This window comes from Viridibacillus soli (assembly GCF_016612995.1).
Classification (GTDB): Bacteria; Bacillota; Bacilli; order Bacillales_A; family Planococcaceae; genus Viridibacillus; species Viridibacillus soli.
Map to the genome: position 1 here is coordinate 47,423 of NZ_JAEOAH010000015.1, position 26,935 is coordinate 74,357.

Genomic DNA, 26,935 nt, shown 5'->3' on the forward strand with positions numbered 1-26,935 from the left:
GTCATTTAGCTATAAAAATTAGTCTCTATGTAGCTAGTATATTTAAAAAGAACCTCAGAATATTACTCTCTATTACACTTATATGAAATTTGACAGTGTCTTTACATTTAAACAACAATTGTAATATTCCTGATTTGAATCCCCAATATAAGTCAAAAATTTGGTACAATAAAAGTAACTTATTTGTTTCTCCTATTTTACGTTTGAAAGGGTGTTTGAATTTGACACAGCACGCAGAAAAAGAAATTGTTGAGTCGACCTTATTATGTGACAAGAAGGGTAATTTAAATCCTTCTGCCATAGGTTTCGCTCGAAAACCAATTATTAATAGTAATTTAAAAGGTCATTTTATGCGTAAAAAGAAATGGAATCATTGGTGTGTTTTCGGTGATGAAATTATGTTCTCCGCAACAATCAGCCATTTAGACTATGCAGCCGTTTGTTTCGTTTACTTCCTTGATTATGAAACACAGCGTTATTTTGAAAAAACAATAACAATTCCATTAGGCAATAAAGTGAAAATGCCTACAAACGTATTGGAAACTGTGAATTTTAATCATGAAGAAATGAAAATTCAACTGTTATACGCACAAAATGAAACACAAATGACTGTAACTATTCCTAATTTCGATGGTGATTTACTGCATGCAGACCTAACAATCAAACATCCTATAAACGACGACTCTCTAAACGTTGTCATCCCATGGAATCGTCAAATATTCCAATTTACTGCGAAGCATCATTCATTACCCACAAACGGCTATGTAAAAATAGGTGAAAAACGTTACAATTTTCAAGAAGAAGAGTGCTTCGCTGTGCTCGACTATAGCCGAGGTATTTGGCCACGTGAAGCAACATGGAACTGGGCAATGGCTTCTCAAAAATGTGGTGGTCACCGCATCGGACTAAATTTAGGAGGCCAATGGACAGACGGCACCGGCATGACAGAAAATGCTGTCTTCCTAGACGGTAAAATGACAAAAATCCATGAAGATGTTATTTTTGAATACGATCCAAAAAATTTCATGAAGCCTTGGCACATTAATTCCAAATTCACAGATGACGTGCAACTTACATTCACCCCCTTCTTTGAACGTGTCGCCGCAACAAATGCCAAAGTAATCAAATCTGAAGTTCACCAAATGGTCGGCTACTTCAACGGTCGCATCCGATTAGAAAGCGGCTGTTACTTACCAATACAACAACTACTCGGCACTGCAGAAGAACATTTAGTAAAATGGTGAAAAGAATAGGACAGCCTCTCATTTGATTGAGAGACTGTCCTTTTCTATTGAGCAATCGCTAGGGATACGAATTTGGTGAGATTGGATTACTTTCAAAGTAGCAATAGTTCGCGCTACTCATCAACTAACTATGCCACCCCCGCTCCTAAGCACCTACCTATTCCCATGCAAATACATCTTCTCTGGGTAATCTGTAAATACAGCATCAGCACCGATTTCCTCCATTAAATCATAGTCTTCAACACTGTTCACGGTATACACACGTACTATATTTCCCCTTGCAATTGCCGTTTTAACGGCTTCGCGCTTAGCTGCTACTAATGAAACATGCAATGCTTGGGTACCTATCATTACGCCGTATTCATGCAGATTCACTAATATTTTCATAAATAACGCGCCTACTTCATTGTGTGGAGCTTTTTTCAGTACACGCTCAACCATTTCATGATCAAATGATGAAAAGATGACTCGATCTAACATGTCATATGCTTCGAGCATTGCAACCACTTCATCTTCTATTCCTTCATATAAGAAAACATCCGTTTTTAGCTCAATATTAATCATATGGTGTGTAGTTTTGAAAACTTCCAACACTTCTTGCAATGTAGGCATTTTTTCGCCAGCGAATTGTGTTCCCTTCCACGAACCGAAGTCGTATGAGCGTATTTCTTCAAAGGTCATATCACGGATATATCCCTCTCCGTCTGAAGTCCGATTAATACGTTCGTCGTGATTGATAACAAGAACCCCGTCTTTTGTACGTTGGACATCTAATTCAACGCCGTAAATAGGTAATCTTGCTGCTTCACGGAAAGAAATGAGCGTGTTTTCTGGGAAATCTCCTGAAGCTCCGCGGTGTGCATATATTTTCATTAATATTTTCCTCCAAAAAATTATTCGTTATCATTATGCTGTATTTTTTAAAAAATTCAAACAATTGTAAACTTTCACTTGTACTCTCGTATTTCATGTAGTAATATTTATCATTGCTATTAAAACCCCAACATCTTCAACAGGACGCAAAATTGCCAAATTGGAGGACTGTATATGACACAGAAGCATCCCGATTTTGAACAAGAAGCGCAGCGCCTGGCGTTCACAAAACATTATATGCGACAACTTTTAGAAGAATCCAAACGTGATGTGCAATCTGCACAGGACAGTATTCGACAATCGATGGCTGATTTAGAATATTTAGATTCGAGTTTAAGCTACCTCAACATTTTAACGAACGCTCGTTTTTTCGAAATGGCACGTGACCAAAAAGAAGGGCTTGAAGCAATTAAGCAAAAACCTTATTTTGCCCGGATTCATTTTCAAAAGGAAGGCGAACCTGCCGAAAAACTTTATATTGGTAAAACCTCTCTCTTTGACCGTGAAACACAGGAGCCAATCATCGTCGACTGGCGCTCTCCCGTCGCAAATGTATACTATGATGGGCGACTTGGCGACCTTACTTACAAAGTACGCGATGAGGAATACAATGGGCATCTCTTTTCAAAACGGCAATATAAAATTGAAGAAGGCCAGCTGCTAGACGTTCAAGATATCGATTTGACTACAAATGATGAGTTATTACAAGAAGCTCTTGCCGGCAAGGCCGATATACGCCTTACTGAAATCGTGTCGACTATTCAAGCCGAGCAAAATGCTATCATTCGTGCTCATTTAAAGCAACCCATACTTGTACAAGGTGCAGCCGGATCAGGGAAAACGACGATTGCACTCCATAGAATTTCTTATTTCCTATACACTATGGGCGAGCATTTCAACGCCAAAGAACTTATGATTTTAGCACCTAACCAGCTGTTCATCGATTATATTGGCGATGTTTTGCCTGAACTTGGTGTCGATCAAATTTGCCAAACGACCTACTCAGAATATGCGCAGCAAGCAACTGGCATTAAACTGAAAATCCAAAATCCAAATGAACAACTAGAAAAACTTGTAAGCGAAGACGCTATCGATCCAACCGTACTATGGCTGACAAAAATGAAAGGCTCGCTTGCCTATCGTGATGTAATGGACCGCTATATAAGAAGAATTGAAGCAGAAATAGCCGAGCAATTCGAAGACGTTTATATCGAAAAGTATCGCATTTTAAAAGGCTCACACTTGAGAAAACTCTTCTTAGGTGACTTCTCCTATATGCCTATTGAAAAACGAATTGACCGTATTAAATCCGTTTTACAAAATTATGTGCGACAAAAGAAAAAGCAAATTCTTCTTACGTTAAATAAGAGATATGATGATATTTTAGATAAGGCATTGTTTGGTATTCAAGATGCCGCCAAACGGAAGCAAACCGTAACAAAATGGATTGATGAGCGTGATGAGCGTATTCCGGCTGTTGAAAAGCAGGCTAAATCCACCTCTTCAAATTATATGAAACGCTTTAAAAAACAAAAAATCAAAGCACTTTACCGAGAATTTTTGACCAATCCTGATTTGCAGAGCGAGTTGACCCCAGAGTGGTCCGATGCTGAGCACGAACAATTTTGCAATGCGCATATGAAAGAATCTTGGGCACTAGAAGATTTAGCTGCCATCTTCTATTTGCATGCCAAAATCAAAGGTGTCAGCGAACAATGGAAAATGCGCGTTGTCTTCATCGATGAAGTGCAGGATTATAGTTTATTCCAGCTGGCTGCTTTAAAAGAAGGTCTTGAAACCGATATGTTTACGATGGTAGGCGATTTAGCTCAAGGAATACATAGCTATCGTTCCTTAACTGATTGGGCTCCTGTTCGTGAGTTATTCCCACGCGCTACTTATAAAACATTGCAAAAAAGCTATCGTACTACAATTGAAATTATGGCTGTGGCGAATGAAATTTTATCTAAAATGGAAGAAGATCTACCACTTGTCGAACCGGTTGTCCGTCACGGTGATGAGCCGACCTTTCATGAGATGAAAGAACTTGACCCGGCAGAAATTGAACTGATTCATCAGCAAATTCGAGATAAAGGACATCGCTCCATCGCGCTCATTTGTAAAACCTCTGATGAGACAATGGCTTATACAAAGTTATTGCAAAAGGCCGGCGTTATGGCGCAAACTTTATCTGAATCATCCGAGATTGACCAGGATGCGCTGCTCGTCATTCCAAGTCATTTAGCAAAAGGTCTCGAATTCGATGCTGTTATTGTCACCGCGATTGAAAAGCCATTTCATGATTCGGCACTTGATCGCAAACTTTTATATGTGGCGGTCACTCGTGCCATGCATGAGCTACATTTAGTAGGCTCTGCACGCAGTTCGTTTTTATTAGAAGAATAAAAATAAAGAGGCCCTCCAAAAGTCGTTTACCTGCCGACAATTGGTAGCCTCCTTTTTATTTCCTTGTAGACAGTGGATAATAACTTTGTTTTTTAAAAAGGATATTCATAATCGTACGGAGAATGCCTTTTTTCTCTTTAACTAATCGCTTTGCATTCTTTTCATCGGCTTTTCCTAGTGCAGGTAATCTCATTGTAGATCTCCCCTTCACGATAGTTATTGTACTATCTTCACAATACCATTAGTTTATGAATATTATCGACTAAATATGTTTATTTTTTGTAAAATTTAATGATAATTCTAATTATTTTTTTACCAATGTAAATTCATGATAAAGTAATTGATTTTATCAGGCAGTAGGTGCTGTTGCTTTAACATATTGATGCACTGTTATAAACAAAAATAGCACCGTTTATCAGGGGTGTTTATTATCTAATTTTAACCATATTCATTAAAGTGGTAGGTGGATTTTCGCTATGGGATGCTCACTTTCCGTGGGCAAGCACCCTCCGCTACAATCAACTAAAAAATGTAGTAACATACGCTAATATTGAACATAAAAAAACCATTTTAACGGTAAATAACAACCTAATATCCCTCTAATCAACACACCGGATCGTTTATAAAAAGGTTGATCCAAATTTTCAGTAAAAATGCGATTTTTTCTTTTCTTATTAAGATAATGAAACTAAAATATATTTCATTCGTATAAAATTTATAATTAGGAATTTCAACGAAAGAAGGTATATCTTTTTGGATGACAATAAAAAAAGTAAGGAATCTATAGGTCTTGGAATAGGTATTGGAATATTATTTGGATTAATTTTCGGTTTGCTTGTTCATAACCTTGCTGTAGGGCTTTTGATAGGGACATCGATTGGGGCTGCAATTGGGGCGTCTAGAGTAAATAAAAAGGAATAGCTATATGTAACTAAAGGATAACGTAAGTTGAAAAATACAGTACATAATGATCAATTTTTTTAAAAAGCAATAATCCGATTAAATGTTTTAAGCAGTTGTTTTGATTAATCTTCTTTTCAAAACTATAGGTGCATTCATTCCATGATTAGGTTACTATATCACCTAAACCGGAATCAATTGGATTTTCTTTCTTTTGACTATTCACTTTCAGCATTTGGCACTATTAAAAATACCAAGTAGGCTGCAATTCGCAGTTTGCTTGGTATTCTTCACATCATCTAAAAATGTTCAATATTCGTTGGCAGATCCCCTTCTTACTGACACCTTCCATTTTTTCAACTTCTTCTACTATGGCATCAGATAACAAGTCGTAGCCTGCTTCGCCGAAATGTAGTCCATCATTTTTTATACCGACTAATAGCTCTTTATAATTTGGTTTGCTATAGAGGATTTCAAAGAAGTCAATGCAATGACATCCTGTTTCAGCAGCAACATCTTTTACTGCTTGTCCATATTCCTTTAGAAGTTGATTGTTGCGATTTGGCTGCAGCAATTCATCTACTGGTGGTGAAGTAATGAGAATCGTTTGATCAACGCCAATTTGCTGGACAAAATAACGGATATTAGATTTAAACGTGTCTATCGGGATTAATTTATGCGTAGCAGAGTCGTTCCCGCCAAATAAAACTGTGACGAGATTAGGATTCTTTGCTAATACATCTTTATGAAAACGTTCTTTCGCTTGCTCAGTTGTATTGCCTGATACGCCAGCATTGATAAATTTATGCTGTTTCATTTTCATCTTGAGCATGGATGTTAACACTGGTTTCAGATGGTTTTCTTTACGCGCTGTAATGCTGTCTCCAAAACAGATGATTTTCATCTCGTGTTCACCTTCTTTTCATTAACTTTACTTCCTGTTTATTTTTTTGCAAAAAAATCTACTTGCTGTATTTTCGAAAATCCAGCTCGTTCATAGACAGATAGTGCTTGCTCATTTTCAATCTCAACATCTAGCATAACTGTCGATTGCCCTTCTTTTACAGCGTGTGCTTTAAGCCATGCTAAAAGTGCTGTTCCAATGCCTTGACGTTGAAATCCAGGGTGTACTGCTAATGCTGTTACCCACTGAACATCTCCTTCTAAAACAGATGTCACTGTACCAACAATCACTCCATCCTTTTCAGCAACCCACAATACACGACCTGCTTTTGATGTATTGAAAGCAATCAGATCGTCTGTTTCCTCAGGCATATCATTAAACGCTGACTCGAAAATAGTAACAAGTGCATCGCGTTCATCATTATATAAACGAATTGTTAAGTCGTTATTTACGGCAGTAACTTCTGCATCTACACGTAATGTCGCTTCTGAAAAACTATATTCATAGCCTTGTTTTTCGATAAAATTACGTCCTTCCTCCCCATTTAGTGTGAGTGCTAATTCGCCAGCTGCTCCGCGCTCTTCGAATCCGGAAGTAATACCTTGGACTAAATGCTCACCAATACCCATCCTACGATACATAGGTGCTACAACAGTTGACCACTCAAATGTATTTAACCCCATCACATCTATGGCACTTGCAACACCGATTAGTTCATCTTTGTCATCATCATAAGCGAGTGCTAAAAACCCATGTGCTTGTGGATTACGCCATTCGCTTTCGTGCATCACAATTTTGTAGTTTTGACCGTCTTGCTGTTCCGCATTTTGCAGTAATTGTAAAACTTCTTGATAAGTTTCGCTATCAATGGGATATGTTGCTTTCATTAAAAAAATGTTCAAATTGAAACCACCTTGTTGTAATTGTTTTGACATCTAAATGATATCAAATTTTTAATTGAAGCTACTATCATTTGCCTTTCCAGAGGTAGAGAATTTTATTCTGAAAGAAGATAAAACGACAAAAAAAACATGCATATTTCTGTAGATAAGCATAGGTTATACCGTTCTCTGTCTAGGTATATCTATCATAGGATCTTTAATAATTAAAGAATTCATTCCATATGGTTTATTTTTCATCGGCGATATTCGTGCAAAACGGTCTTAGGTGGAAGTTATTTAGCATATAAATAAAAAGGCATTTCTCCATTTTGAGTGGATGAATGCCTTTTCTTATTTATAGAAATAGTTAAGCTTTAGATTCTTTTAACATTTTATAATAAATACCTTGTTGCTCTATTAACTCCTGCTGGTTGCCTGCTTCAACAAGCTCTCCTTGCTGCATTACAAAGACGATGTCAGCTTGACGCACTGTATTTAATCGATGCGCAATAACAAAGCTTGTACGGCCTTGCATTAAACGTTCTAGTGCCTCTTGGATTTTCAGTTCTGTCACAGTATCAATGCTACTTGTCGCTTCATCTAACAGTAAAATCACAGGGTCTGCAACTAGTGCTCTTGCAATCGATAATAACTGCTTCTGTCCCTGGCTAATTTCGCCACCATCCGCAGACAAAAATGTATCGTAACCATTTGGTAATTTCATAATGAAGTCATGGGCATTTGCCTTATTTGCTGCATCTACCACTTCTTCATCTGTCGCATTCAACTGACCGTATCGAATATTTTCTCGAACCGTTTCTTCAAAAAGAAATGGGTCTTGTAAAACAAACGCCATTTGGCTACGCAAATGTTGACGGGACATTGCTTGAATTGGTGTACCATCTATCGTAATATCACCTTCATTTACTTCATAAAAACGTGCGAGTAGCTGTAAAATCGTCGTTTTACCCGCTCCAGTAGCACCAACTAGAGCAGCCGTTTGTCCTGCGGCTACATGGAAGCTAACCTTTTGAATCGTATGCGCTTCTTCTGTTTGCTCATATTTGAACGAAACATTATTAAAATTTACGTCACCTTGTAGCTGACGGATTGCCGTTCTAGAAGCTGCATCTTTCTCTTCTTCTTCGTTCATAATCGCAAAAACACGTTCAGCTCCAGCAATTGCAGACAATACATTATTGAACTGATTCGCTAAATCATTCAAAGGTCTTGTAAATTGCCGTGCATATTCAGAGAAAATAACAATGGTCCCAATCGTCACTTGGCCTTTCAACGCTAGTAAGCCACCCACACCAGCAACAATGGCAAAACTTGCATTATTTAAAAGGTTCATGACCTTTGGAATTCCACCTGAATAAACATAAGCCCAAAAACCAACATGGCGTAACTTACTACTTTTCTCTGCGAATTCCTCCATCATACGCTGCTCTTGAGAAAACGCTTTAACGACACGCTGCCCTGAGATTGACTCCTCAATCATACCGTTCAATGCGCCTAATGCTTGCTGTTGCTCCTTAAAAAGTTTACCAGTACGGCGTGTAATCCATCGCGTTGCAAAGAACATAACCGGAATAATGACCATAGTTAACAGTGTCAATAACGGACTCATCGATAACATGACAACAACTGTCCCAACTAATGTTAAAACACTTGAAAACACTTGTATAAACGTACTGTTTAAAGTCGAACTGACACTCTCAATATCATTCGTCATCCGACTCATTAGCTCACCATGCTGACGCTTATCAAAAAACGACACTGGCAGTTTTTGCAACTTCGTAAATAATCCCGTACGCATGCGGTAAATTGTCTGCTGTGCAATACCTATCATCCAATAGTTTTGAAAAAATAACGATAAAGACAAACCGATATAAATGGCAATCAAGCCATAAATCAACCCAGGCAATCCAACAAACTGCATTTTCATAATGTGGTTATCAATAATTTTCCCGATTAAATATGGACCTAATAGTGATAATACTGAGCTCGCAACAACCATCAATAGGACGACGATTAAAAGTGCTCGCTGTTCATCAACAATATGCCAAATATGACCTAACGTCGCACGCCAATTCGTTGCGCGTGCTACCTTCTTATTATGCTGTTTTTGTAAATCCTCTTTCTTTAAAACAGGTTTATAGCCAAATGGTTGTCGAATCGATTTAAGCATTATCATCCACCTCCTGCTCTTGCTGTGAAGCGGCAATTTTTTGATACAATGTTGAATTTTTCACTAATTCTTCATGTGTACCAAATGCTGAAACTTGTCCATCTTCTAATAACAAAATACGATCCGCACCTTTTGCTGTGCGAATTTTCTGTGTTACAACAAGCATCGTCGCCTCTTCACCGTCTAGTGCATCCCATAGTGCCGATTCTGTTTTGATATCTAACGCACTCGTACTATCATCTAATATTAAAAACTCTGGCTTACGTATTAATGCACGTGCAATGGATAAACGCTGCTTCTGACCACCAGATAAATTGACACCCTTTTGGCCTACTCTCGTTTCATAGCCATTTGGAAAGTTCTCAACTGAATGATGAATTTGCGCCTGTATTGCGGCTTCCTGTACTTCTTCAACTGATGCATCCGTCTTGCCCCATGTTAAATTATTGTGGATAGAGCCTGTGAATAACAATGCTCTCTGTGGTACATAACCAATCGCCTCTCGTAATTTTTCTAATGGCCAATTTTGCACGTTCTGTCCATCCACATAGATGTCTCCAGATGACGCATCATAAAAGCGTGGTAATAACTGCAGCAACGTCGATTTCCCTGATCCAGTTGCCCCCATAATAGCGAGTTTCTCACCTTGCCCACACTCGAAAGAAATGTTATACAATACAAATTCATCCGTCTGTGGATATTTGAACGATACATTATCAAAGCGAAGTGTTCCGCGTTGTCGTATATCTAGCTGCCCTTTATCCTCAACATCATGTTCTAGCCCTTCATCGATTAACAGCACTTCCTCCATACGATCCGCTGAAGCTTTCGCACGTGAAAATAACACGATAATAAATGAAAACATTGAAAATGCTCCTGTCATACGCAGTGCATAATTGACAATCGCTACAAGTTCACCAATTTGCGTTTGTCCTTGCTGAATTTTCCCAGCGCCAAACCAAAGCACTGCAAGCAAGCTGACATTCATGACAAACAATAAAATCGGTTGAATATATTCCATTGTCCGCAATGCTTTTGATGTATCTTTTTTCAATAAATTTGCCACTGTTTCAAAGCGGCTCGCTTCATACATACCGCGCAAATAAGCTTTTACTAAGCGCACTGCTTGCAAATTTTCTTGAATGACACGATTCACCCGATCAACACGCTTCTGAACTGCCGAAAAATAGGCAATCCCTTTACGGACCATGATAAATAAGAACATAGCTAAAAATGGAGCCCCAATAACAAGGTAACCTGCTAATGATACATTCACGTAAAACGCCATGAGTAAGCTCCCAATGACAACAAGCGGTGTACGAAGCATAACCCGTAGGCTCATAAACAAGACTTGTTGCACTTGCGATACATCACTCGTTAAGCGAGTAATAAGTCCTGCCGATGGAAATCTCAAAAACGTCGTCATCGTAAATGATTGTACTTTTTTAAATAGCGCATTTCTCAAATCAAAGGCAAAGCTTTGAGAAGCATGCGCTGAGAAAAATGAATTCGTCACACCTGCTAAAAAGGCTAAAAAAGCTAATAACATCATTATGCCGCCCCATAACCAAACCGTTGCAGTATCTTGCAGGACGATTCCATCATCAATAATCTTTTTGATAATAAGTGGTTGTATTAACTCCACAGACAGCTCCACAAGCATGAGTAAAATGGCGATAAAAGCGTACCATTTATATGGTTTTATGTATGAAAACATTGTCTTCATGGTAAAGCCCCCTATTTTTCCTTCGCAACTCGAAACTTCCGTGGTTATTCCTTATTATGCCATATATTAGCCGAAACTTGAATAAAATAAGCTTAAATTTACGATAAGATACTACTTTTTTAATATTATATACTCAATTAGGCCCCTAATAATTAGACGTCCATTAAGTCACAAGCTCTTCCTAATGAACACCTATTTTTATAAATGATCAGGCGTGTTGATTAACTAATTTTAACCATTACCATTAAAGTGGTAGGTTGATTTCCGCTACCGGATGCTCGCTTTCCGCAGGCAAGCACCCTCCGCTACAATCAACTAAAAAATGTAGTAACATAAGTGAATATCGAACATAAAAAACCATTTTAACGGTAAATAACAACCTAATATTCCTTTAATCAACACACCTAATAAATGATATGAATTGTATGTCACTCCTTTTAAAAAGGTATTTTTCCGAGTCTGCCTATTGCATTGACCGCATAAAACTTCTTTCGCATTTCATATTTAATAAATATAAAAACGGCCTCCTCCACTACAAAAGTGAAAGAGGCCCTTCTTGTATTATTACTTACCTTTAAATAATTTTGCAAAAAGCTATATGTTCATACTTATAATTTAAAACGTGTCACAAGTACTTGTAAATCTCTTGCTAAGTTACTTAAGATTTCGGAAGATGCTGTAATTTCTTGCATCGCTGTACTTTGCTCTTACGCTGCTGCATGAGTAGATTGTTCTTCATTCAACATCAACTGTGATTGTCTCCATTTGGTTTGTAGACGCATTTGTTTGATCAGCACTTTCTGTAATCACTTTAAAAATCTGACCAGTTTCTTCAATAACCATGCGGACATGACGTATTGATTGTATTGGTATAATTACTCAACTTTAATATACCAATCTTATTTTTTTGTCCTATTTTAGGAGTTTTCTTGATCCTTATCTCCTTCTACGGATAGCCATGTTACACAAACAAGCATTATAATAACGCCTACAATTTGCCACAATGCCAATGTTCTGCCCAGCCAAATAACAGAAATAATCATTGCTGTTAAAGGTTCCATACTTGAAAGTACGCTCGTTTCTACTGGTGAAATATATTTCATACTACTTAAAAACAATACAAAGGCCAGTGTTCCAAAAAATATGATTGCAATTATTATAGAAGCAATCAATGGATCTATTAAAAGGCTCCACTCATTTGAACGCCAGACTCTAGATATAATCCCTAGCACAATACCTCCGATTAACATTCCCCATCCAACTACTAAGAGAACGCCCCATTCTTTCATAATCTGCGTAGGATATAATGTATAAAATGCAAAAGTTAATCCGACTGCGACTCCCCATAAAAGGGCTTCATTACTAACGAGTAATGTCTCAAAAGAAGCATTTGTTAATAATAGGAACAGGCCACCAAGCGTTCCTAGAATACCTAACACTTGATAACGAGGTGGCCATTTACGATAAGAAAATGAAATAAACATGACAACAAAAATCGGTGCTAAAAACTGTAACAAAGTTGCTACCACCGCATTACTAGCATTAATGGTTGCTACGAATGTATATTGCACCCCTAGCATACCTAAAACGCCAAATACAACCAACTTTTTCCACCAAACAGGATATTTCCAAATAGCAAAAACATCTTTTTTAGTTAGTAACAAGAAGGATAAAAGTAATAACCCTGCAGAAACAAGTCGTACTGTTAGCATGAATGAAACAGTTAAGTCACTATTAGATAATACCCATTCCATAAGTGGCCCTGTAGCACCCCATAGCATTGCTCCAAAAATAATCATAGCTATACCTTTTAATCTACGAGACATATTATTCATCACTAAACCTCTTTCATATGAATATAAAATACTGTATTTTTGATGATTTTCTACATGTATCTTCTTATTTTATCCTTTTTATATTGCTTATATTTAAAAAAAATTCTGAATTTCTTACATATACCTTGTCTATTACTAATGACGGATGACTTTCTTTTCACTATAATGATATATATAGTAATTTCAAGGAGTCGTCGCATGCATGAATGAAACTCAGACAATATTTAATACTGCAAATTCAATTTTGAACCAAATGCCATTCCCTATGATGATTGTAAATCATGAAGGGATTGTAGCAGCATGGAATCGTCAAGCAGAAAAAACCTTTGGCTATTCAGTCGATGAAGTTCTTGGGACATTCGTACCCTTCATCGAACAAGAGCAAGCGGGTCTTCACAGAGATGGATGGATTAAGCTATTACGCTCTCCTGATCCTTGTCATTTAGACAAAGTGGCGTTTATCGCCAAGAATAAAGAAGTTATTTTTTCTTCTGCTTTAGTAAAAGCATTTACGATTGAAAACGAACGGTATGTATTCTTCCATTTTGAAATGAATGATGAAATTCAAAATGACCCATCTCCATATCAAGAGTTAATCAGTATGAAGACAGGATTAGAATCATCCTTTATGATGCTTACAATGGATCAAGAAGGCTTAATAACGTTTGCAAACAGCAATTTCTTAAAACGTAGTAAATGGACACCAAAACGGATTATCGGCAAAACTTTTTGGCAAATGTTCCCTCAAACAGATGATGGAACTGTACTTGCAAACAACATCTGGGCATCCTTAAAGAGCGGTAAAAATTGGAAAGGTGAAGTCGAAAAGATGGCGAAAGACGGTGAGTCTTATTGGGTTGATTTAACCGCTATTCCTATTTTCGTTTCTAGTAAAAATCCTGCTTACTTTATTCTGCTTGAAAATGATATTACAGAAAAAAAACTGCTACAAAATCGTTTGGAAAAGATTGCCTATATTGATCAAGAAACGGGTTTAATGAATCGATATCGTTTAGAGCAAATTGTTACAGACTTAATTCAAGAAAATAATCACTTTACATTTGTTTACTTAAGCCTCGATAAATTTTACTCTTTAAAGGAAATTTATGACGAGCAAACAGAAATTGTTCTTTTACAAGAATTTACGAATCGTATGAAGATGTACTTCCAAGATAGTACGATGGCACGTGTGAGCATTGATGAATTTGTCGTATTAACGCCACTTGGTGAATGGTTTATTCAAGGCTTCCTTGCCTATTTAAAACAACATCCAATTTATGTGAAGGGTCTTGCGTTACCGCTATCAATTAGCGGTGGTATTACGAAATACCCTGAAGATCAATCGTCATTCTCCCATTTAGTGAAAGCTTCACACGCCGCAATTTATAAAGTACGCTCTGAAGGTGGCGGTAATATTATCAGCTTAACAAAAGCCGACCATAAAGCACTTAGTACAAAAGCTCTTATTGAAAAGCGTCTATTAATCGCACTGGATGAAAAGAACTTAAAAGTACTTTACCAACCACAGCTAAATCTAGCAACAGGTAAAATTACTGGGGTTGAAGCTTTCGTACGTTGGGAAGATGAAGAAATTGGTATCGTCACACCGGATGTCTTAATCCCTATTGCAGAAGAAACTGGATTGATCAATGATATCGGGACATTTATGCTTGAACAAGCTTGTTTACAAGCAGCCACATGGCATAAAAAAGGCTTAAATTTAAAAGTAAGCATCAACTCATCTGTACGCGAATTCCGCGACAAAAATATGGTCTTACAAATCCGAAAAGTATTAGAAAAGACAAATTGTCCTGCCAATCTATTACAAATAGAAATTACAGAAAAGTTTGCATTAGAAGCTGAAGCTGAAACTTCAATTATCCAACAAATGAAACAATTAGAAGCAGATGGTATTGTCTTCGTTCTGGATGACTTTGGTACAGGCTATGCATCATTCCGTTACATGCAATTACTTCCATTAGCTGAAATTAAAATTGATCAAACATTTATTTCAACATTGGAATATCAAAAGAAAGTTCAAAAACTAATTCAAGGTATAATACAATTCGGAAAAACTATCAATATGCGGGTCTTAGCAGAAGGTGTTGAAACTGCTGGGCAACAAGAATTACTTGCAGGATTTGGCTGTGATGCCGTGCAAGGCTATCATATTAGCCACCCTGTTACACCTAGAGAAATAGAGAAATTGTTAAAATAATACACTGTTTTATTTCTTTCAAATGATGCAATACAATTACTAAAAAATCAATTGATTCGAATAAAACAAATTTATAATCCTATAATATAAAAATGGCCTTCGCTTAAGTAAACGAAGGCCATTTTTATATTTACATAACATCTCCAATAGCTTTTGCCTTTCGTTTACGAATCATATTGAAGATGAGTTGCATAAATACTTCCGCAAAGACAAGTCCCATAACAATTGCACCCGTAATAATGAACGCTCTTGCTGCATATTGAATGCTTGCAAGATAATCATTTTCAACAACATGTCTCATCGCGTTATATGCCATTCCACCAGGAACGAGTGGAATAATACCGGCAACACTAAAAATAATCATCGGCATTTTAAACCGTCTTGCCAAAATATGCGCTACTATCGAAATAACAAAAGCTCCCGCAAAGGAAGCTGGTACGGCATCCACACCTTGCTTCTGCAAAGTAAAGTATATTAGCCATCCAATGGCACCCGCTAATCCACAATGGAACAGCGTTTTTTTCGGTGCATTAAAGAGAATCCCAAAAGCCGCTGTTGCTATAAAACTAAAAACTCCTTGGATGACCCACAACATAGTATTCCTCCTAAAATGACAATACGAGTGCAATACCCGCTCCAATTGCAAATGCTGTTAAAAAGGCTTCCATACCTTTAGCTACGCCGGACACAAAATGTCCCGCCATCAAGTCACGCACAGCATTTGCAATAAGCAAACCTGGCACTAATGGCATGACAGAAGCAATTATAATTTTATCTATTTGAATACCAATACCAAATCTCACTGCTAAAAACGCTGTAATGCCTACGAATAGCGAAGCTGTAAATTCCGCAAAAAATTTCACCTTCGTTAGCTCATGCATTAATACGAAAATTAGAAATCCAACACCACCAGCTAAAATTGCTGCAGCTACATCCTTCCACATTCCTTCAAACAAAATTAAAAAACAGCCGCTCGCAATAGCCGCAGCGACTATTTGCACCCAAGTTGGGAATAGTAAATTTGCGCGATCTAAACGCTGTAACTCCTCATACGCTTCTTCTAAAGTAATTTGCTCTGTCGCCAAACGACGTGATACGCCATTAACAAGTGCAATTTTTGCTAAATCCGTCGAACGTCTCGGAATTTGGATAATTCTTGTCGGCCTTTGATGACCAGCAGAAAATATAATTCCCGTAGGTGTCACGAAGCTTTGTGCGGATGTTAACCCTTGTGAATTTGCCATGCGTAACATCGTATCCTCAGCACGATAGGTTTCGGCTCCACTTTGCATAAGTAATCTTCCGGCAAGAAGAAAACAATCTATCGCAAGCTCTTCTTCTTTAATCTCAATCACTATTTTCTCCAGCCTTTCATAATCTAATTTTATTAAAAATACGTTATGTATGACTATTTATTCTAAAAAATGTCGTTTTCTTCCTGAAAATTCATTTTTAAAATGACATTTTTACTTATTTTCCAACAAAAGAAGCTTTTTTAACATAAATTGAAAACTTTTCACGCTACTCGGCCGTCTAATCGTATAGAATAGAACACATAATAGTTTTAAAGGAGGTCTATGGGGTAATGACCACATCACGCCCGAAAAAAAGAGGGCTTTGGATTGACACCATTTTGATTAGTAGCATTTTAATTTTATCGGCCATTTTGCTTTTCTTATTTATTTCGTCTAAAACCGACAAAGATTCTTCAGTAGCTAATGGTGTCGCTTTAGCAGCGGAACCTGAGCTTAAAACGAAGGCTTCGGAATATTCCGGTATTACTATTGCCACTATCATTTCAGAAGACCCACGTATGCCATACTCAATTCAATATCCGCAAACTGATAATAAGGCATTTAACAAAGTCATTAAAGATGCCGTTTATAAAACACGTGATACCTACTTAGAGGAGATGGAGAAAAGACTCCAAAAAGATGCAAAAAAAGTTGGCAACTTAACAATAACATTTGATACTTTGCAACATAAAAAGAACTATTACTCATTTGTTTTAACAACAACTACATATAAGGGTACAGGGTATAAAGACCAAACTGTTCAAACCTTCATGTATGATAATAAAAATAATAAGCAATTGTATTTAAATGATGTTATTAAAAATGAAAATAACTTAGTTAAGCTTGCATCGCTTGTACAACAACAAATAATAAACAATGATAAGCTAAAAACATACGCCAATACGGAAAAATTAAAAAATGCTACGAAGCCTACGTTTGCGAATTATAAGCATTTTTCATTAACTGAAAGTAATCTATACATTTATTTCGACGGTGAGCAGCTGTCTAATGATATTAAATCGATTTCAGAGATTAGAGTTCCGCTGACTTCTTTAAATAGTATACTTGCTAAACCATTCCAATTAGAAGAGAAAACAGCAAATAAACTTGTGAAAAAGAAACAAATTGCATTGACATTTGATGATGGACCTAATGCAAAAGTGACACCTAAAGTCTTGAAAACACTTAAGAAATATGATGCAAAGGCAACCTTCTTCATGCTTGGAAGCCAAGCGATGTACAATCAGAAGCTTGCAAAAAAAGTGGCGGATGCTGGACACGAAATCGGCAACCATTCATTCTCTCATGCAAATTTAAAAAACCTTTCGAATGCGAAGATCAAAAGCGAATTAACGCGCACAAATCAAGAAATTAAAAACGTAACAGGTAAAAATCCGACGTTGTTCCGCCCTCCTTACGGCTCAGTAGATAAGCGTGTACGCGCACAAACGAACCTGCCTTGTATTTTATGGGATGTTGATACACTTGATTGGAAATACCGTAATGCTAAATCTCTTTTAACAATGATCAAAATGTATGCCGGTAATGGTGATATTATTTTGATGCATGATATTCATCCAACTACAGCGCAAGGTTTAGACGCTGTTCTAGCCTATTTGCAAAAGCAAGGCTTTGAATTTGTAACTGTTTCTGAGTTAAGAAAATAATAACATTCTCCCTATGACCAACTAATTAGGGCCTTGATTATATTTTGTAATCAAGGGCCCTTTTAATGATTATTCTTCGATCCACTGTTCTAATAGTTTCTCAAGTTGTGCCTCTAACTTAACTTTCTCTGTTAGGAGTTGTTCATATAACAACCAATCCTGCTCTTGATTAATCGTCTGATGTAGCTGTTTTAAAGTTGCTTCAAGCTGCGTAATCTCCTGCTCTATATGCTGATTATTTTCGGTAACCTTCACTTTTGTAGACGCTTTTTTTGTATGCTTCAAAGACTGTGCTGCGTTGCGTAGATTTTGTTCCTCAACCTTCTGACGTGCCCAATCATATGGTCCTTCATAAGTTGTTAGTTGTTGATGCTCAAGCCACACTGTTTTTGTAAATATTTTATTTAAAAAGAAGCGATCATGAGAGATAGCCAAAATAGTACCTCTGAAGTCCTCTAACGCGTCTTCAAGCACTTCTCTTGATTCGATATCCAAATGATTTGTCGGTTCATCTAGTATGAGTAAATTGACGTCTTGGTGCATGAGCTGTGCTAATCTAAGTCGCATACGTTCACCACCACTTAAATCGGCAATCCGCTTAAAAACATCTGCTCCGTAAAACATAAATTTCGCTAAAATATGACGTGCATCACCTTCAGTGACAGATACCTCATCCCGAAAAACATCAATGAGTCGTGCTTTTGGCTGAATAATTTTAAAATGCTGAGATAAAAAGCCAATCTTTACTTGGCTGCCTAACTTACAAGTACCAGAATCTATCGTTATTTTATTCAGCAACATATTCAATATAGTCGATTTGCCTGTACCGTTGCGACCTACAATCGCCATATGCTCTTGCCAAAATAGTTGTAAACTCGCATTTTGAAGTAATACTTTTTCTCCAAAAGTTTTAGTAACATTGTCTAGAATGGCCACCTCTTTACCACTACGCGGAGCCGCTTCGAATGATAAATTCATCTTTTTCGGATCAATAATTGGCTTACGTAGCTTCTCTATTCGCTCTAGAGCTCTCTCCATATTACGTGCGCGTCGGTGCATCGCCTCATTCGGAGGATTCGCTTCGTTCGCCCATTGACGCATACGTTTGATCGCCTCACGCATCTTCTTCAACTTCTTCTGCTGTTCCTCATATTGCTGGAACTCTCTCATAAGACGCTCTTCTTTTTCAATACAAAAATCTGAATAGCTACAATGATAAACTTGCAACTCACCTTGCTCTAAATCTGCAATTTTCGTGACAACCTTATCTAAGAAATATCGGTCATGCGAAACAATAACAACTGTCCCTGTATAATCGAGTAAATATTGCTCCAACCATTCTACTGCAAATAAATCTAAATGATTCGTCGGTTCATCTAGCAATAGTAAATCCGGTTTCGTTAATAGCAGCTGACCTAGCATAATTTTCGTCTTTTCTCCACCACTAAGACTATTAAAGGGCTGTTCTACAAAATCATTTAACTGCAGACCGTTAACGACCGTGTCCATTTGTACTTGCATACTATAACCGTCTGCTAATGTGAAGCGTTCCTGCACGTCGCCATATTGCACTAGATAGCGCTCTAGCTGCTCAGATGTAGCGATAGCCATACTTTCTTCAAGTTCCTGCATTTGGTTCTGTAAAACGAGTAAATGCTTGAATGCTTGCGCTAAAATGTCTCGCCCCGTTACAGACTCTGCAAATACCGGAATTTGTGCTAAATATCCGATTTTTGTCCCCTTTTTAAAATGAATTTCCCCTTGATCGGGTGATTCAACTCCTGAGATAAGCTTAAATAATGTCGTCTTTCCTGAACCGTTACGTCCGACAATACCTAAACGAACTCCTGTTTTAATATCTAATACTAAGTCTTCAAAGATACTATTCCCGCCGAGCATTTTACTTATATGTTGAACTGTACAAATCATGATTAATTACTTCCTTCCGTATGACACAGCTGAAAGCACTCGTTTTTTGCCAAAACAAAAAGACTGCCTGATTAACAGACAGTCTTTTACGCCTTAAAATATGGCTTGGAAAGAATGGCTAATCAGCTGTGGATTGTTTGATTTTGTTGAAAAATGGGCGCACTTATCCCGTTGTTCGCAAAATCGAAAGAAATTGCACATGTAATTGGCAAAAATTCCAAAGTATAAACATATGCATCCACAACGTTATTCATTCTTTCCTCACCTCCGTTTCGAATAATTATGAATAGTCTAACATAATTGGTGATCAATTTCAAATGGCCATTTAGGCAGCATATGATTTAACGGTTTATCCACACGCACACCTAATACATAATCTGCCTGCATTAGCGTATGAATTTCACGTGTTCCCTCATAAATAACAGGCGCTTTTGAGTTACGCAGGAAACGGGCAACTGGATAGTCATCAGAATATCCATACGCACCGTGTATTTGCACTGCATCATCTGCTGCTTTGTTAGCGAAATCACACGCCTGCCATTTTGCAAGGGATGTTTCGCGTGTATTACGAATCCCTTGATTTTTTAATTCGCCTACTTGATAAACAAGTAGACGACTCATTTGGTAACCAGCTTCCATTTTCGCTATCATTTGCTGAACAAGCTGATGCTGTCCAATTGATTTACCGAATGTGTGGCGCTCATGACAGTATTTCACACTTTCCTCGATACATGCCATCGATAAACCAACCGCCCCCGCTGCTACTGTGAAACGGCCGTTATCTAATGCAGCCATCGCAATTTTAAACCCTTCTCCCTCTTCACCTAATAAGTTTTCTTTTGGTATCTTTACATCTTCGAAGAATAACTCACCCGTGTTACCCGCGCGAATACCATACTTCCCTTTAATCGCTTTTGACGAAAAACCTTCCCACGTACGTTCTACAATGAAAGCTGAAATACCTTTATGCTTCAATGAACGATCACCTGTGTAAGCAAATATAATGAAATAATCCGCTACATCACATAAAGAAATCCACGTTTTTTGGCCGTTTAAAATATAATGGTCACCAACTAATACCGCATTTGTTGTCATAGCAGCTACATCAGATCCAGCTCCTGGTTCAGTTAATCCGAAGGCACCAATTTTTTCACCTTTAGCTTGAGGGTTGAGGTACTTTTTCTTTTGCTCCTCATTACCCCACTGTAGAAGAGTCATGCTATTTAAACCTATATGCACGGACACAGCCGTACGAAATGCTGTATCACCACGCTCTAGTTCTTCACAAACTATTGCTAAAGAGTTATAGTCCATACCACTACCACCGTACGCTTCTGGAATGCAAACACCCATTAAACCTATAGCCGATAGCTTTGGTAAAATAGCTGGATCAAACTTCCCTTGACTATCCCACTCACCAATATGAGGAATGATTTCTTTATCCACGAAAGCACGCACCGTATTTCTCAGCATTTTCTGTTCTTCAGTAAATTCAAAATTCATATTAACTCTCCCCTTTTTGTGTAATTTCCTCAAACAAAGGCTTTAAAATTTCATCGTTGTGCTCACCATGATTTGGCGGGTGATGTCTAACTGTCACAGGTGTTCTTGATAATTTCAACGGACTCCCAATCATTTTAATAGGACCTGCTGTCGGATGATCATATGAGATGAACATATCACGAGCCTGTAACTGCTCATCTTGTTCCACTTCTTGTATATTTTGAATCGGCCCAGCTGGAATATTTTTTTCACGACATGCTTTATACCAGTAGGTTGTAGATTCCTGTAAGAAAGCTCTTTGCAGTAAAGGGATCAATTCATCACGTTGTCTTACGCGATCTGGATTTGTATGAAAACGTGCATCCAGTGCGTATTCAGGTACCTTTAATACTTCACAAAGTGCTGCAAACTGGTGGTCATTCCCAACCGCAATAACCATTTCGCTATCCGCAGTTTTAAACGTCTGATACGGTACGATATTGGCATGTGCGTTGCCAATAGCTGCTGGGGTATTACCAGACATTAAATAGCTACTTGCTACATTTACTAGTGCACTCACTGCAGAATCGTATAATGCGATATCTACCTTTTGACCAATTCCTGATCGAGTTCGTTCTAGTAATGCTGATTGAATGCCTATACATGCATACAAACCCGTGAGCACATCTGTGATAGCTACCCCTGTTTTTTGCGGCCCCGTTTCTGATGTTCCCGTAATACTCATCAGACCACTCATTCCTTGGATAATAAAATCATACCCTGGTACGTAACGTTTCGGCCCGGTCTCACCAAAGCCAGTAATCGAGCAATAGACAATGCCTGGATTAATCTCGATAAGTGTCTCATAGCTTAAGCCAAAACGCTCCATCGTACCTGTTTTAAAATTATTGATAATGACATCACTGTCCTGCACGAGCTTTTTAATAACCTCGCGCCCTTCTTCTTCCTTCAAATTGAGTGTAATGGCCTTTTTATTACGATTTGCTGTTAAATAATACGCACTTACATCTGCTTGAAATGGAGGGCCCCACTTCCGTGTCTCATCTCCGCCATCAGGATCTTCTATTTTAATGACCTCCGCACCTAAATCTCCTAAAATCATTGTGCAGTATGGTCCCGCAAGCACTCGAGATAAATCGATAATACGAATATTCTCTAAAGCACCAGACATCCTGTCACCTCTCTTCTTCGGTCAATAAAAAAGCCAATTCAAAAAGACTCCCGTGAATATACTGAGTGTCAAATTGAACTGGCTCGTATCTGCGACGAAAAACCGGGTTTTGGCTTTCAACAGATTAGGTAGTCATATTTGTAACGTAATTCAATTATGCATTTTATAACTCATGGTTTTTTAAAAATTACTCCCTCAATACATTATTGTAAATATTCAAACTTTTCAGTTCGAAGTAATAGGGAGAATCTTTGGGTTTTTCGAGATTCCTTCACTGTTTATGCCTCATAAAAACAAATTATGACAGGTGCCCTTTAGCCTTTCACAATATTTGTAGAACGGTGCTTGGTCTCTTTGATGTTTACACCGCGTTTTTGCATTTCTTGCATGTATTTTTCACCAGGAACAACTTTTTCTGGTGGATACACCCCGCGCTCCGAAATCGTGCCATCTCCAATTAACTGTGCAACTACAGAAATTGTATTGGCAGTTGCTTGAGCCATTGCGGTTTCATTGATTTCTTTATTTTTTTCGATAATCATTTCATATTCGTAAGATACAAGCTCCTCAGCCTTTTCACCAGCAACGACAACTCGCAATAATACTACATCTGATTTATCACCTAAAGACATTTTAGTTTGTAGTACTTCGCGTAATACATCTCGAGCTTTAATAATATTACCGTCTACATTAACTTTTGTTTCTTTATTTGTTAATCCTAAATCAACAAGTAGCTTGAACTTCTCAGCATGACCTTTATACCGAACAGTTTTGTATTCTAACGTAGTAACGTCTGAGAAAGTCTTCGCCAATGTTGATAAGCCGCCTGAAGTGTGGAATGCTTCAAGACCGTTAAAGCCGTCAAAATAAACCGTTTCAATCTCTGTCAAAGAAGTGATTTCCTGCAATTTACCACCACGAATAACATGAGAAGGATCTGTATAATGATCAAATACTCCTTCAAGAGAGAACACAACGTTATAATCTAGCGGCGGTTCTTTTTCTAATGGAATACCACCAACATATAATTTAATCGAGTTAACATGGTCTAATTTTGATGCGCCATAGCCTGTCAAAATATTAATCATACCCGGAGCAACACCTAGGTCAGGAATAACTGTAATACCTTTTTCTTTAGCAGCATCAGATAACTTTAATACAGCATTTGTTGCGCCACCGATATGCCCACCAAGATCGACTGAATGTACGCCAACTTCAATTGCCATACGTGCGACTTTTTCATTAAATGTATAGAAAAGAGCGTTAATCACAACATTTGCTTTTGTCATAACTTTTTCTAATTCTGCATCATCATTGGCATCTAAATAGAGTACTTCTAATTTATCTGATTGTAATAACTCAGCAAATAACGTCATTTGCCCCACATCTAAATCCGCTAAATACACCTTTTCAACCTTGCTACTTTTAACTAGATCACGCGCAACTTCTTTCCCCATTAAACCGGCACCTAATACTGCTACCTTCATCTAAAATTCCCCCTTCGTTGTTATTATTCCGTATCGATTTGTGCTCGTTGCAGCTTGCCACTGTAGTCGATGTAAATACTTTTCCATTCCGTATACACATCGAGGGCAGCAACACCAGAATCACGATGACCATTACCCGTTCCTTTAGTACCTCCAAATGGTAAATGGATTTCCGCCCCAGTTGTACCAGCATTGACATATACGATACCTGTATCTAAATCGCGTTGTGCCTGAAATGCACGGTTAATATCTTGTGTAAAGATGGAGCTAGAAAGCCCAAATTGCACGCTATTATTTACTTCAATCGCTTCTTCTAAGCTTGCGACTTCTATCAATGACACAACTGGCCCAAAAATTTCCTCTTGCGCAATACGTGCATCCCATTTTACATCAGTAAATAATGTTGGCTCATAATAAAAGCCTTGATCATAAGGTGCATCTTTCAAAATAGCGCCACCCGCCAACAACTTCGCGCCTTCCTGCCGGCCAATTTCTACGTAACTATTAATCTTGTATAATGCAGTTTTATTAATAACCGGACCTATTTTCACCGACTCATCTAAACCATCACCAATTGTTAATTGTTGCATAGCTGTTAGGAGGCGATCTTCCAGCTTTGCTTTTACATCTTTATGCACAATTACTCGACTACATGCAGTACATCGTTGACCCGCTGTACCAAATGCACTCCATAAAATACCTTCAACTGCTAACTCTAAATTGGCATCATCCATAACTATTACTGCATTTTTGCCGCCCATTTCAAGAGATACTTTCTTCAAATGACGGCCGCCCAACTCTGCTACCTTACTTCCCGTAGCAGTTGAACCAGTGAACGAAATGACTTTGACTTCCGGATGCTCAATTAATGCCGTGCCCACTTCTGAACCGGAACCAAAAACGACATTAGCAACTCCCTTTGGTAAACCCACTTCTTCAAAAATTTTCGCCATTTCATAAGCCATCATTGGCGTTTCTGTAGCAGGCTTCCAAATAAATGTATTCCCTGCAATTATTGCCGGAAAAGATTTCCAAGTTGCAATTGCTACTGGAAAATTCCACGGTGTAATTAGGCCGACAACACCGATTGGCGCCCGAACACTCATCGCAAATTTATTGGCTAACTCTGATGGTGTTGTTTCCCCAAACAAACGTCGCCCTTCGCCCGCCATATAAAATGCCATGTCGATACCTTCTTGTACTTCTCCCCGACCTTCTTCAATAACCTTACCCATTTCCTTCGTAAGCACCTGTGCTAAATGTTCTTTCTTTTCTTTCATCTTCAAGCCAATTGCATATAAATAATCGGCACGTTTTGGCGCTGGTACGAGTGCCCAACTTTTTTGAGCCTTTTTAGCAACTTCTACTGCTTGCTCTACTACTGCTACTGAAGACATAGGCACTTGCGCCAGTTCTTCACCATTTGCAGGATTAATAACGGGTACGAATTTCAAATCTTCAGAGGCTCCCCATTGACCTCCGATAAAATTTTGTAACTTCACAGCAATTCCTCCTTTTACATGAAAACGCTCTCTCAGTTATTATATATTCTACAAACAATCCAAATCTCCTTTATTTTTCGCAAATCGAACTAACTTATTTTTTCTTAACTGGAAATTCATGAAACCTTTTAAAATCTCTAATCGTATTAATAATTAAATAGAGTTTGAAAATTGGAGGAATAATAAGATGAATAATCATGAAATTGATTACAAATTATTCGGTGATGATATGCAATTTGTGGAGGTAGAATTAGATCCACAAGAAACGGTCATTGCTGAAGCTGGTGCATTAATGATGATGGAAGACGGCATTCGCATGGAAACTGTCTTTGGTGATGCTTCAAATAGTGGCGGTGGCGGCTTAATGGGCAAATTAATGGGTGCTGGCAAACGACTTGTGACAGGTGAAAGTCTATTCATCACAACATTCACAAATGATGGTACAGGAAAAAGACATGTTTCCTTCGCATCTCCTTATCCTGGTAAAATCATCCCAATGGATTTAAGCCAATATAACGGGAAAATTATTTGCCAAAAGGATGCTTTCTTAGCAGCTGCTAAGGGTGTCTCAATTGGCGTCGAATTTCAACGTAAATTAGGAACAGGCTTCTTCGGTGGTGAGGGTTTCATCATGCAAAAACTTGAAGGTGATGGGATGGCCTTCGTTCACGCAGGAGGGACAATTGTACGCAAAAGCCTACAAGTTGGTGAAACATTACGAGTAGATACAGGTTGTCTAGTCGCAATGACAGCAGATGTTGATTACAATATCGAAATGGTCAAAGGCGTAAAAACAGCACTATTTGGCGGCGAAGGCCTGTTCTTCGCAACACTTCGCGGACCTGGAACTGTATGGATCCAATCACTACCATTCAGCCGCCTAGCAAGCCGCGTATTCGCAGCAGCCCCACAAACAGGCGGCAAATCAGTAGACGAAGGCGGAATCGGCGGACTATTTAAAGCGTTTAACAAATAAAGAAAGAAGGTGTAACCTAAGTACGCGACGTCCTGTCGCAACGGTTGTATGACCAACATCCTGTTGGCCCAAAGTGCTCGTCTAACTAGAGCTCTTTCTTCTACGACTGAGAGCACAACTATTATGACTCAACCTACTCTAACTATAGAGTAGGTTTTTTGTTGGAATAAAAGCACTTTCGAGCGAGATCCTCATTACACTTGTCCAAAAAATATCCTCACCCTAGT

The 26,935-nt window shown here is 38.1% G+C and carries 21 protein-coding genes; 6 read left to right on the forward strand and 15 right to left on the reverse strand.

The window, feature by feature from the left end; translation table 11 throughout:
- Window positions 1–221: 221 nt before the first annotated feature.
- Window positions 222–1,244 carry a DUF2804 domain-containing protein gene (locus JFL43_RS11650; protein WP_200749177.1) on the forward strand — a complete coding sequence of 341 codons (1,023 nt, stop codon included), beginning with the start codon at window positions 222–224 and terminating at the stop codon, window positions 1,242–1,244.
- Between the two features lie 153 nt (window positions 1,245–1,397).
- Here JFL43_RS11650 and JFL43_RS11655 read toward each other — a convergent pair whose 3' ends face one another.
- Complete coding sequence (locus JFL43_RS11655) at window positions 1,398–2,117, reverse strand: glycerophosphodiester phosphodiesterase (protein ID WP_200749178.1); 720 nt, start codon at window positions 2,115–2,117, stop codon at window positions 1,398–1,400.
- Window positions 2,118–2,291: 174 nt separating this feature from the next.
- On the opposite strand from JFL43_RS11655, the gene helD reads away from it, so the two are divergent.
- On the forward strand, window positions 2,292–4,523 hold the full coding sequence (gene helD, locus JFL43_RS11660) for an RNA polymerase recycling motor HelD (RefSeq protein WP_200749179.1): 2,232 nt from the start codon (window positions 2,292–2,294) through the stop codon (window positions 4,521–4,523).
- 55 nt (window positions 4,524–4,578) lie between these two features.
- Here helD and JFL43_RS11665 read toward each other — a convergent pair whose 3' ends face one another.
- Window positions 4,579–4,716 (reverse strand): hypothetical protein, encoded by a 138-nt coding sequence (locus tag JFL43_RS11665; RefSeq protein WP_157812861.1) that lies wholly within the window; start codon window positions 4,714–4,716, stop codon window positions 4,579–4,581.
- A gap of 560 nt (window positions 4,717–5,276) precedes the next feature.
- On the opposite strand from JFL43_RS11665, the gene JFL43_RS11670 reads away from it, so the two are divergent.
- Window positions 5,277–5,444 carry a hypothetical protein gene (locus tag JFL43_RS11670; RefSeq protein ID WP_200749180.1) on the forward strand — a complete coding sequence of 56 codons (168 nt, stop codon included), beginning with the start codon at window positions 5,277–5,279 and terminating at the stop codon, window positions 5,442–5,444.
- A 274-nt stretch (window positions 5,445–5,718) separates the two neighbouring features.
- On the opposite strand, the gene JFL43_RS11675 is transcribed toward JFL43_RS11670, so the two are convergent.
- From JFL43_RS11675 to JFL43_RS11695, 5 genes are all read right to left on the reverse strand, one after another.
- A complete protein-coding gene (locus JFL43_RS11675) occupies window positions 5,719–6,327 on the reverse strand; it encodes an SGNH/GDSL hydrolase family protein (RefSeq protein ID WP_100794959.1) in 609 nt (202 codons plus the stop codon).
- A gap of 38 nt (window positions 6,328–6,365) precedes the next feature.
- Entirely contained in the window at window positions 6,366–7,229 is an 864-nt protein-coding gene (locus JFL43_RS11680; RefSeq protein WP_200749181.1) for a GNAT family N-acetyltransferase, read from the reverse strand.
- Between the two features lie 346 nt (window positions 7,230–7,575).
- Complete coding sequence (locus JFL43_RS11685; protein ID WP_200749182.1) at window positions 7,576–9,399, reverse strand: ABC transporter ATP-binding protein; 1,824 nt, start codon at window positions 9,397–9,399, stop codon at window positions 7,576–7,578.
- Window positions 9,392–11,125 (reverse strand): ABC transporter ATP-binding protein, encoded by a 1,734-nt coding sequence (locus tag JFL43_RS11690; RefSeq protein ID WP_200749183.1) that lies wholly within the window; start codon window positions 11,123–11,125, stop codon window positions 9,392–9,394. Before JFL43_RS11690 ends, JFL43_RS11685 begins: the two co-directional genes overlap by 8 nt.
- Window positions 11,126–12,042: 917 nt before the next feature.
- Window positions 12,043–12,960 carry a DMT family transporter gene (locus JFL43_RS11695; RefSeq protein WP_234447745.1) on the reverse strand — a complete coding sequence of 306 codons (918 nt, stop codon included), beginning with the start codon at window positions 12,958–12,960 and terminating at the stop codon, window positions 12,043–12,045.
- Window positions 12,961–13,162: 202 nt separating this feature from the next.
- On the opposite strand from JFL43_RS11695, the gene JFL43_RS11700 reads away from it, so the two are divergent.
- Window positions 13,163–15,178 (forward strand): bifunctional diguanylate cyclase/phosphodiesterase, encoded by a 2,016-nt coding sequence (locus JFL43_RS11700; RefSeq protein ID WP_100794963.1) that lies wholly within the window; start codon window positions 13,163–13,165, stop codon window positions 15,176–15,178.
- A gap of 130 nt (window positions 15,179–15,308) precedes the next feature.
- On the opposite strand, the gene JFL43_RS11705 is transcribed toward JFL43_RS11700, so the two are convergent.
- The gene (locus JFL43_RS11705; RefSeq protein WP_100794964.1) at window positions 15,309–15,773 is read right to left on the reverse strand and encodes a threonine/serine exporter family protein; all 465 of its coding nucleotides are present in this window, start codon (window positions 15,771–15,773) and stop codon (window positions 15,309–15,311) included.
- Window positions 15,774–15,783: 10 nt separating this feature from the next.
- Entirely contained in the window at window positions 15,784–16,536 is a 753-nt protein-coding gene (locus JFL43_RS11710; RefSeq protein WP_200749244.1) for a threonine/serine exporter family protein, read from the reverse strand.
- A gap of 227 nt (window positions 16,537–16,763) precedes the next feature.
- Between JFL43_RS11710 and JFL43_RS11715 the strand changes: the two genes are divergently transcribed.
- Window positions 16,764–18,140, forward strand: coding sequence for a polysaccharide deacetylase family protein (locus JFL43_RS11715; RefSeq protein WP_200749184.1), 1,377 nt, complete (start codon window positions 16,764–16,766; stop codon window positions 18,138–18,140).
- Between the two features lie 69 nt (window positions 18,141–18,209).
- Here JFL43_RS11715 and abc-f read toward each other — a convergent pair whose 3' ends face one another.
- From abc-f to JFL43_RS11740, 6 genes are all read right to left on the reverse strand, one after another.
- The gene (abc-f, locus tag JFL43_RS11720) at window positions 18,210–20,069 is read right to left on the reverse strand and encodes a ribosomal protection-like ABC-F family protein (protein WP_200749185.1); all 1,860 of its coding nucleotides are present in this window, start codon (window positions 20,067–20,069) and stop codon (window positions 18,210–18,212) included.
- A 122-nt stretch (window positions 20,070–20,191) separates the two neighbouring features.
- Window positions 20,192–20,323 carry an RAxF-45 family protein gene (locus JFL43_RS23500; protein ID WP_407701974.1) on the reverse strand — a complete coding sequence of 44 codons (132 nt, stop codon included), beginning with the start codon at window positions 20,321–20,323 and terminating at the stop codon, window positions 20,192–20,194.
- A gap of 37 nt (window positions 20,324–20,360) precedes the next feature.
- Complete coding sequence (locus tag JFL43_RS11725) at window positions 20,361–21,572, reverse strand: acyl-CoA dehydrogenase family protein (RefSeq protein WP_200749186.1); 1,212 nt, start codon at window positions 21,570–21,572, stop codon at window positions 20,361–20,363.
- 1 nt (window position 21,573) lies between these two features.
- On the reverse strand, window positions 21,574–22,743 hold the full coding sequence (locus JFL43_RS11730; protein WP_200749187.1) for a CaiB/BaiF CoA transferase family protein: 1,170 nt from the start codon (window positions 22,741–22,743) through the stop codon (window positions 21,574–21,576).
- A 314-nt stretch (window positions 22,744–23,057) separates the two neighbouring features.
- A complete protein-coding gene (locus JFL43_RS11735) occupies window positions 23,058–24,230 on the reverse strand; it encodes a saccharopine dehydrogenase family protein (RefSeq protein WP_200749188.1) in 1,173 nt (390 codons plus the stop codon).
- 23 nt (window positions 24,231–24,253) lie between these two features.
- Entirely contained in the window at window positions 24,254–25,732 is a 1,479-nt protein-coding gene (locus tag JFL43_RS11740) for an aldehyde dehydrogenase family protein (protein WP_200749189.1), read from the reverse strand.
- Between the two features lie 187 nt (window positions 25,733–25,919).
- Here JFL43_RS11740 and JFL43_RS11745 point away from each other — a divergent pair, with 187 nt between their 5' ends.
- On the forward strand, window positions 25,920–26,708 hold the full coding sequence (locus tag JFL43_RS11745) for a TIGR00266 family protein (RefSeq protein WP_100794970.1): 789 nt from the start codon (window positions 25,920–25,922) through the stop codon (window positions 26,706–26,708).
- Window positions 26,709–26,935: the final 227 nt, after the last annotated feature.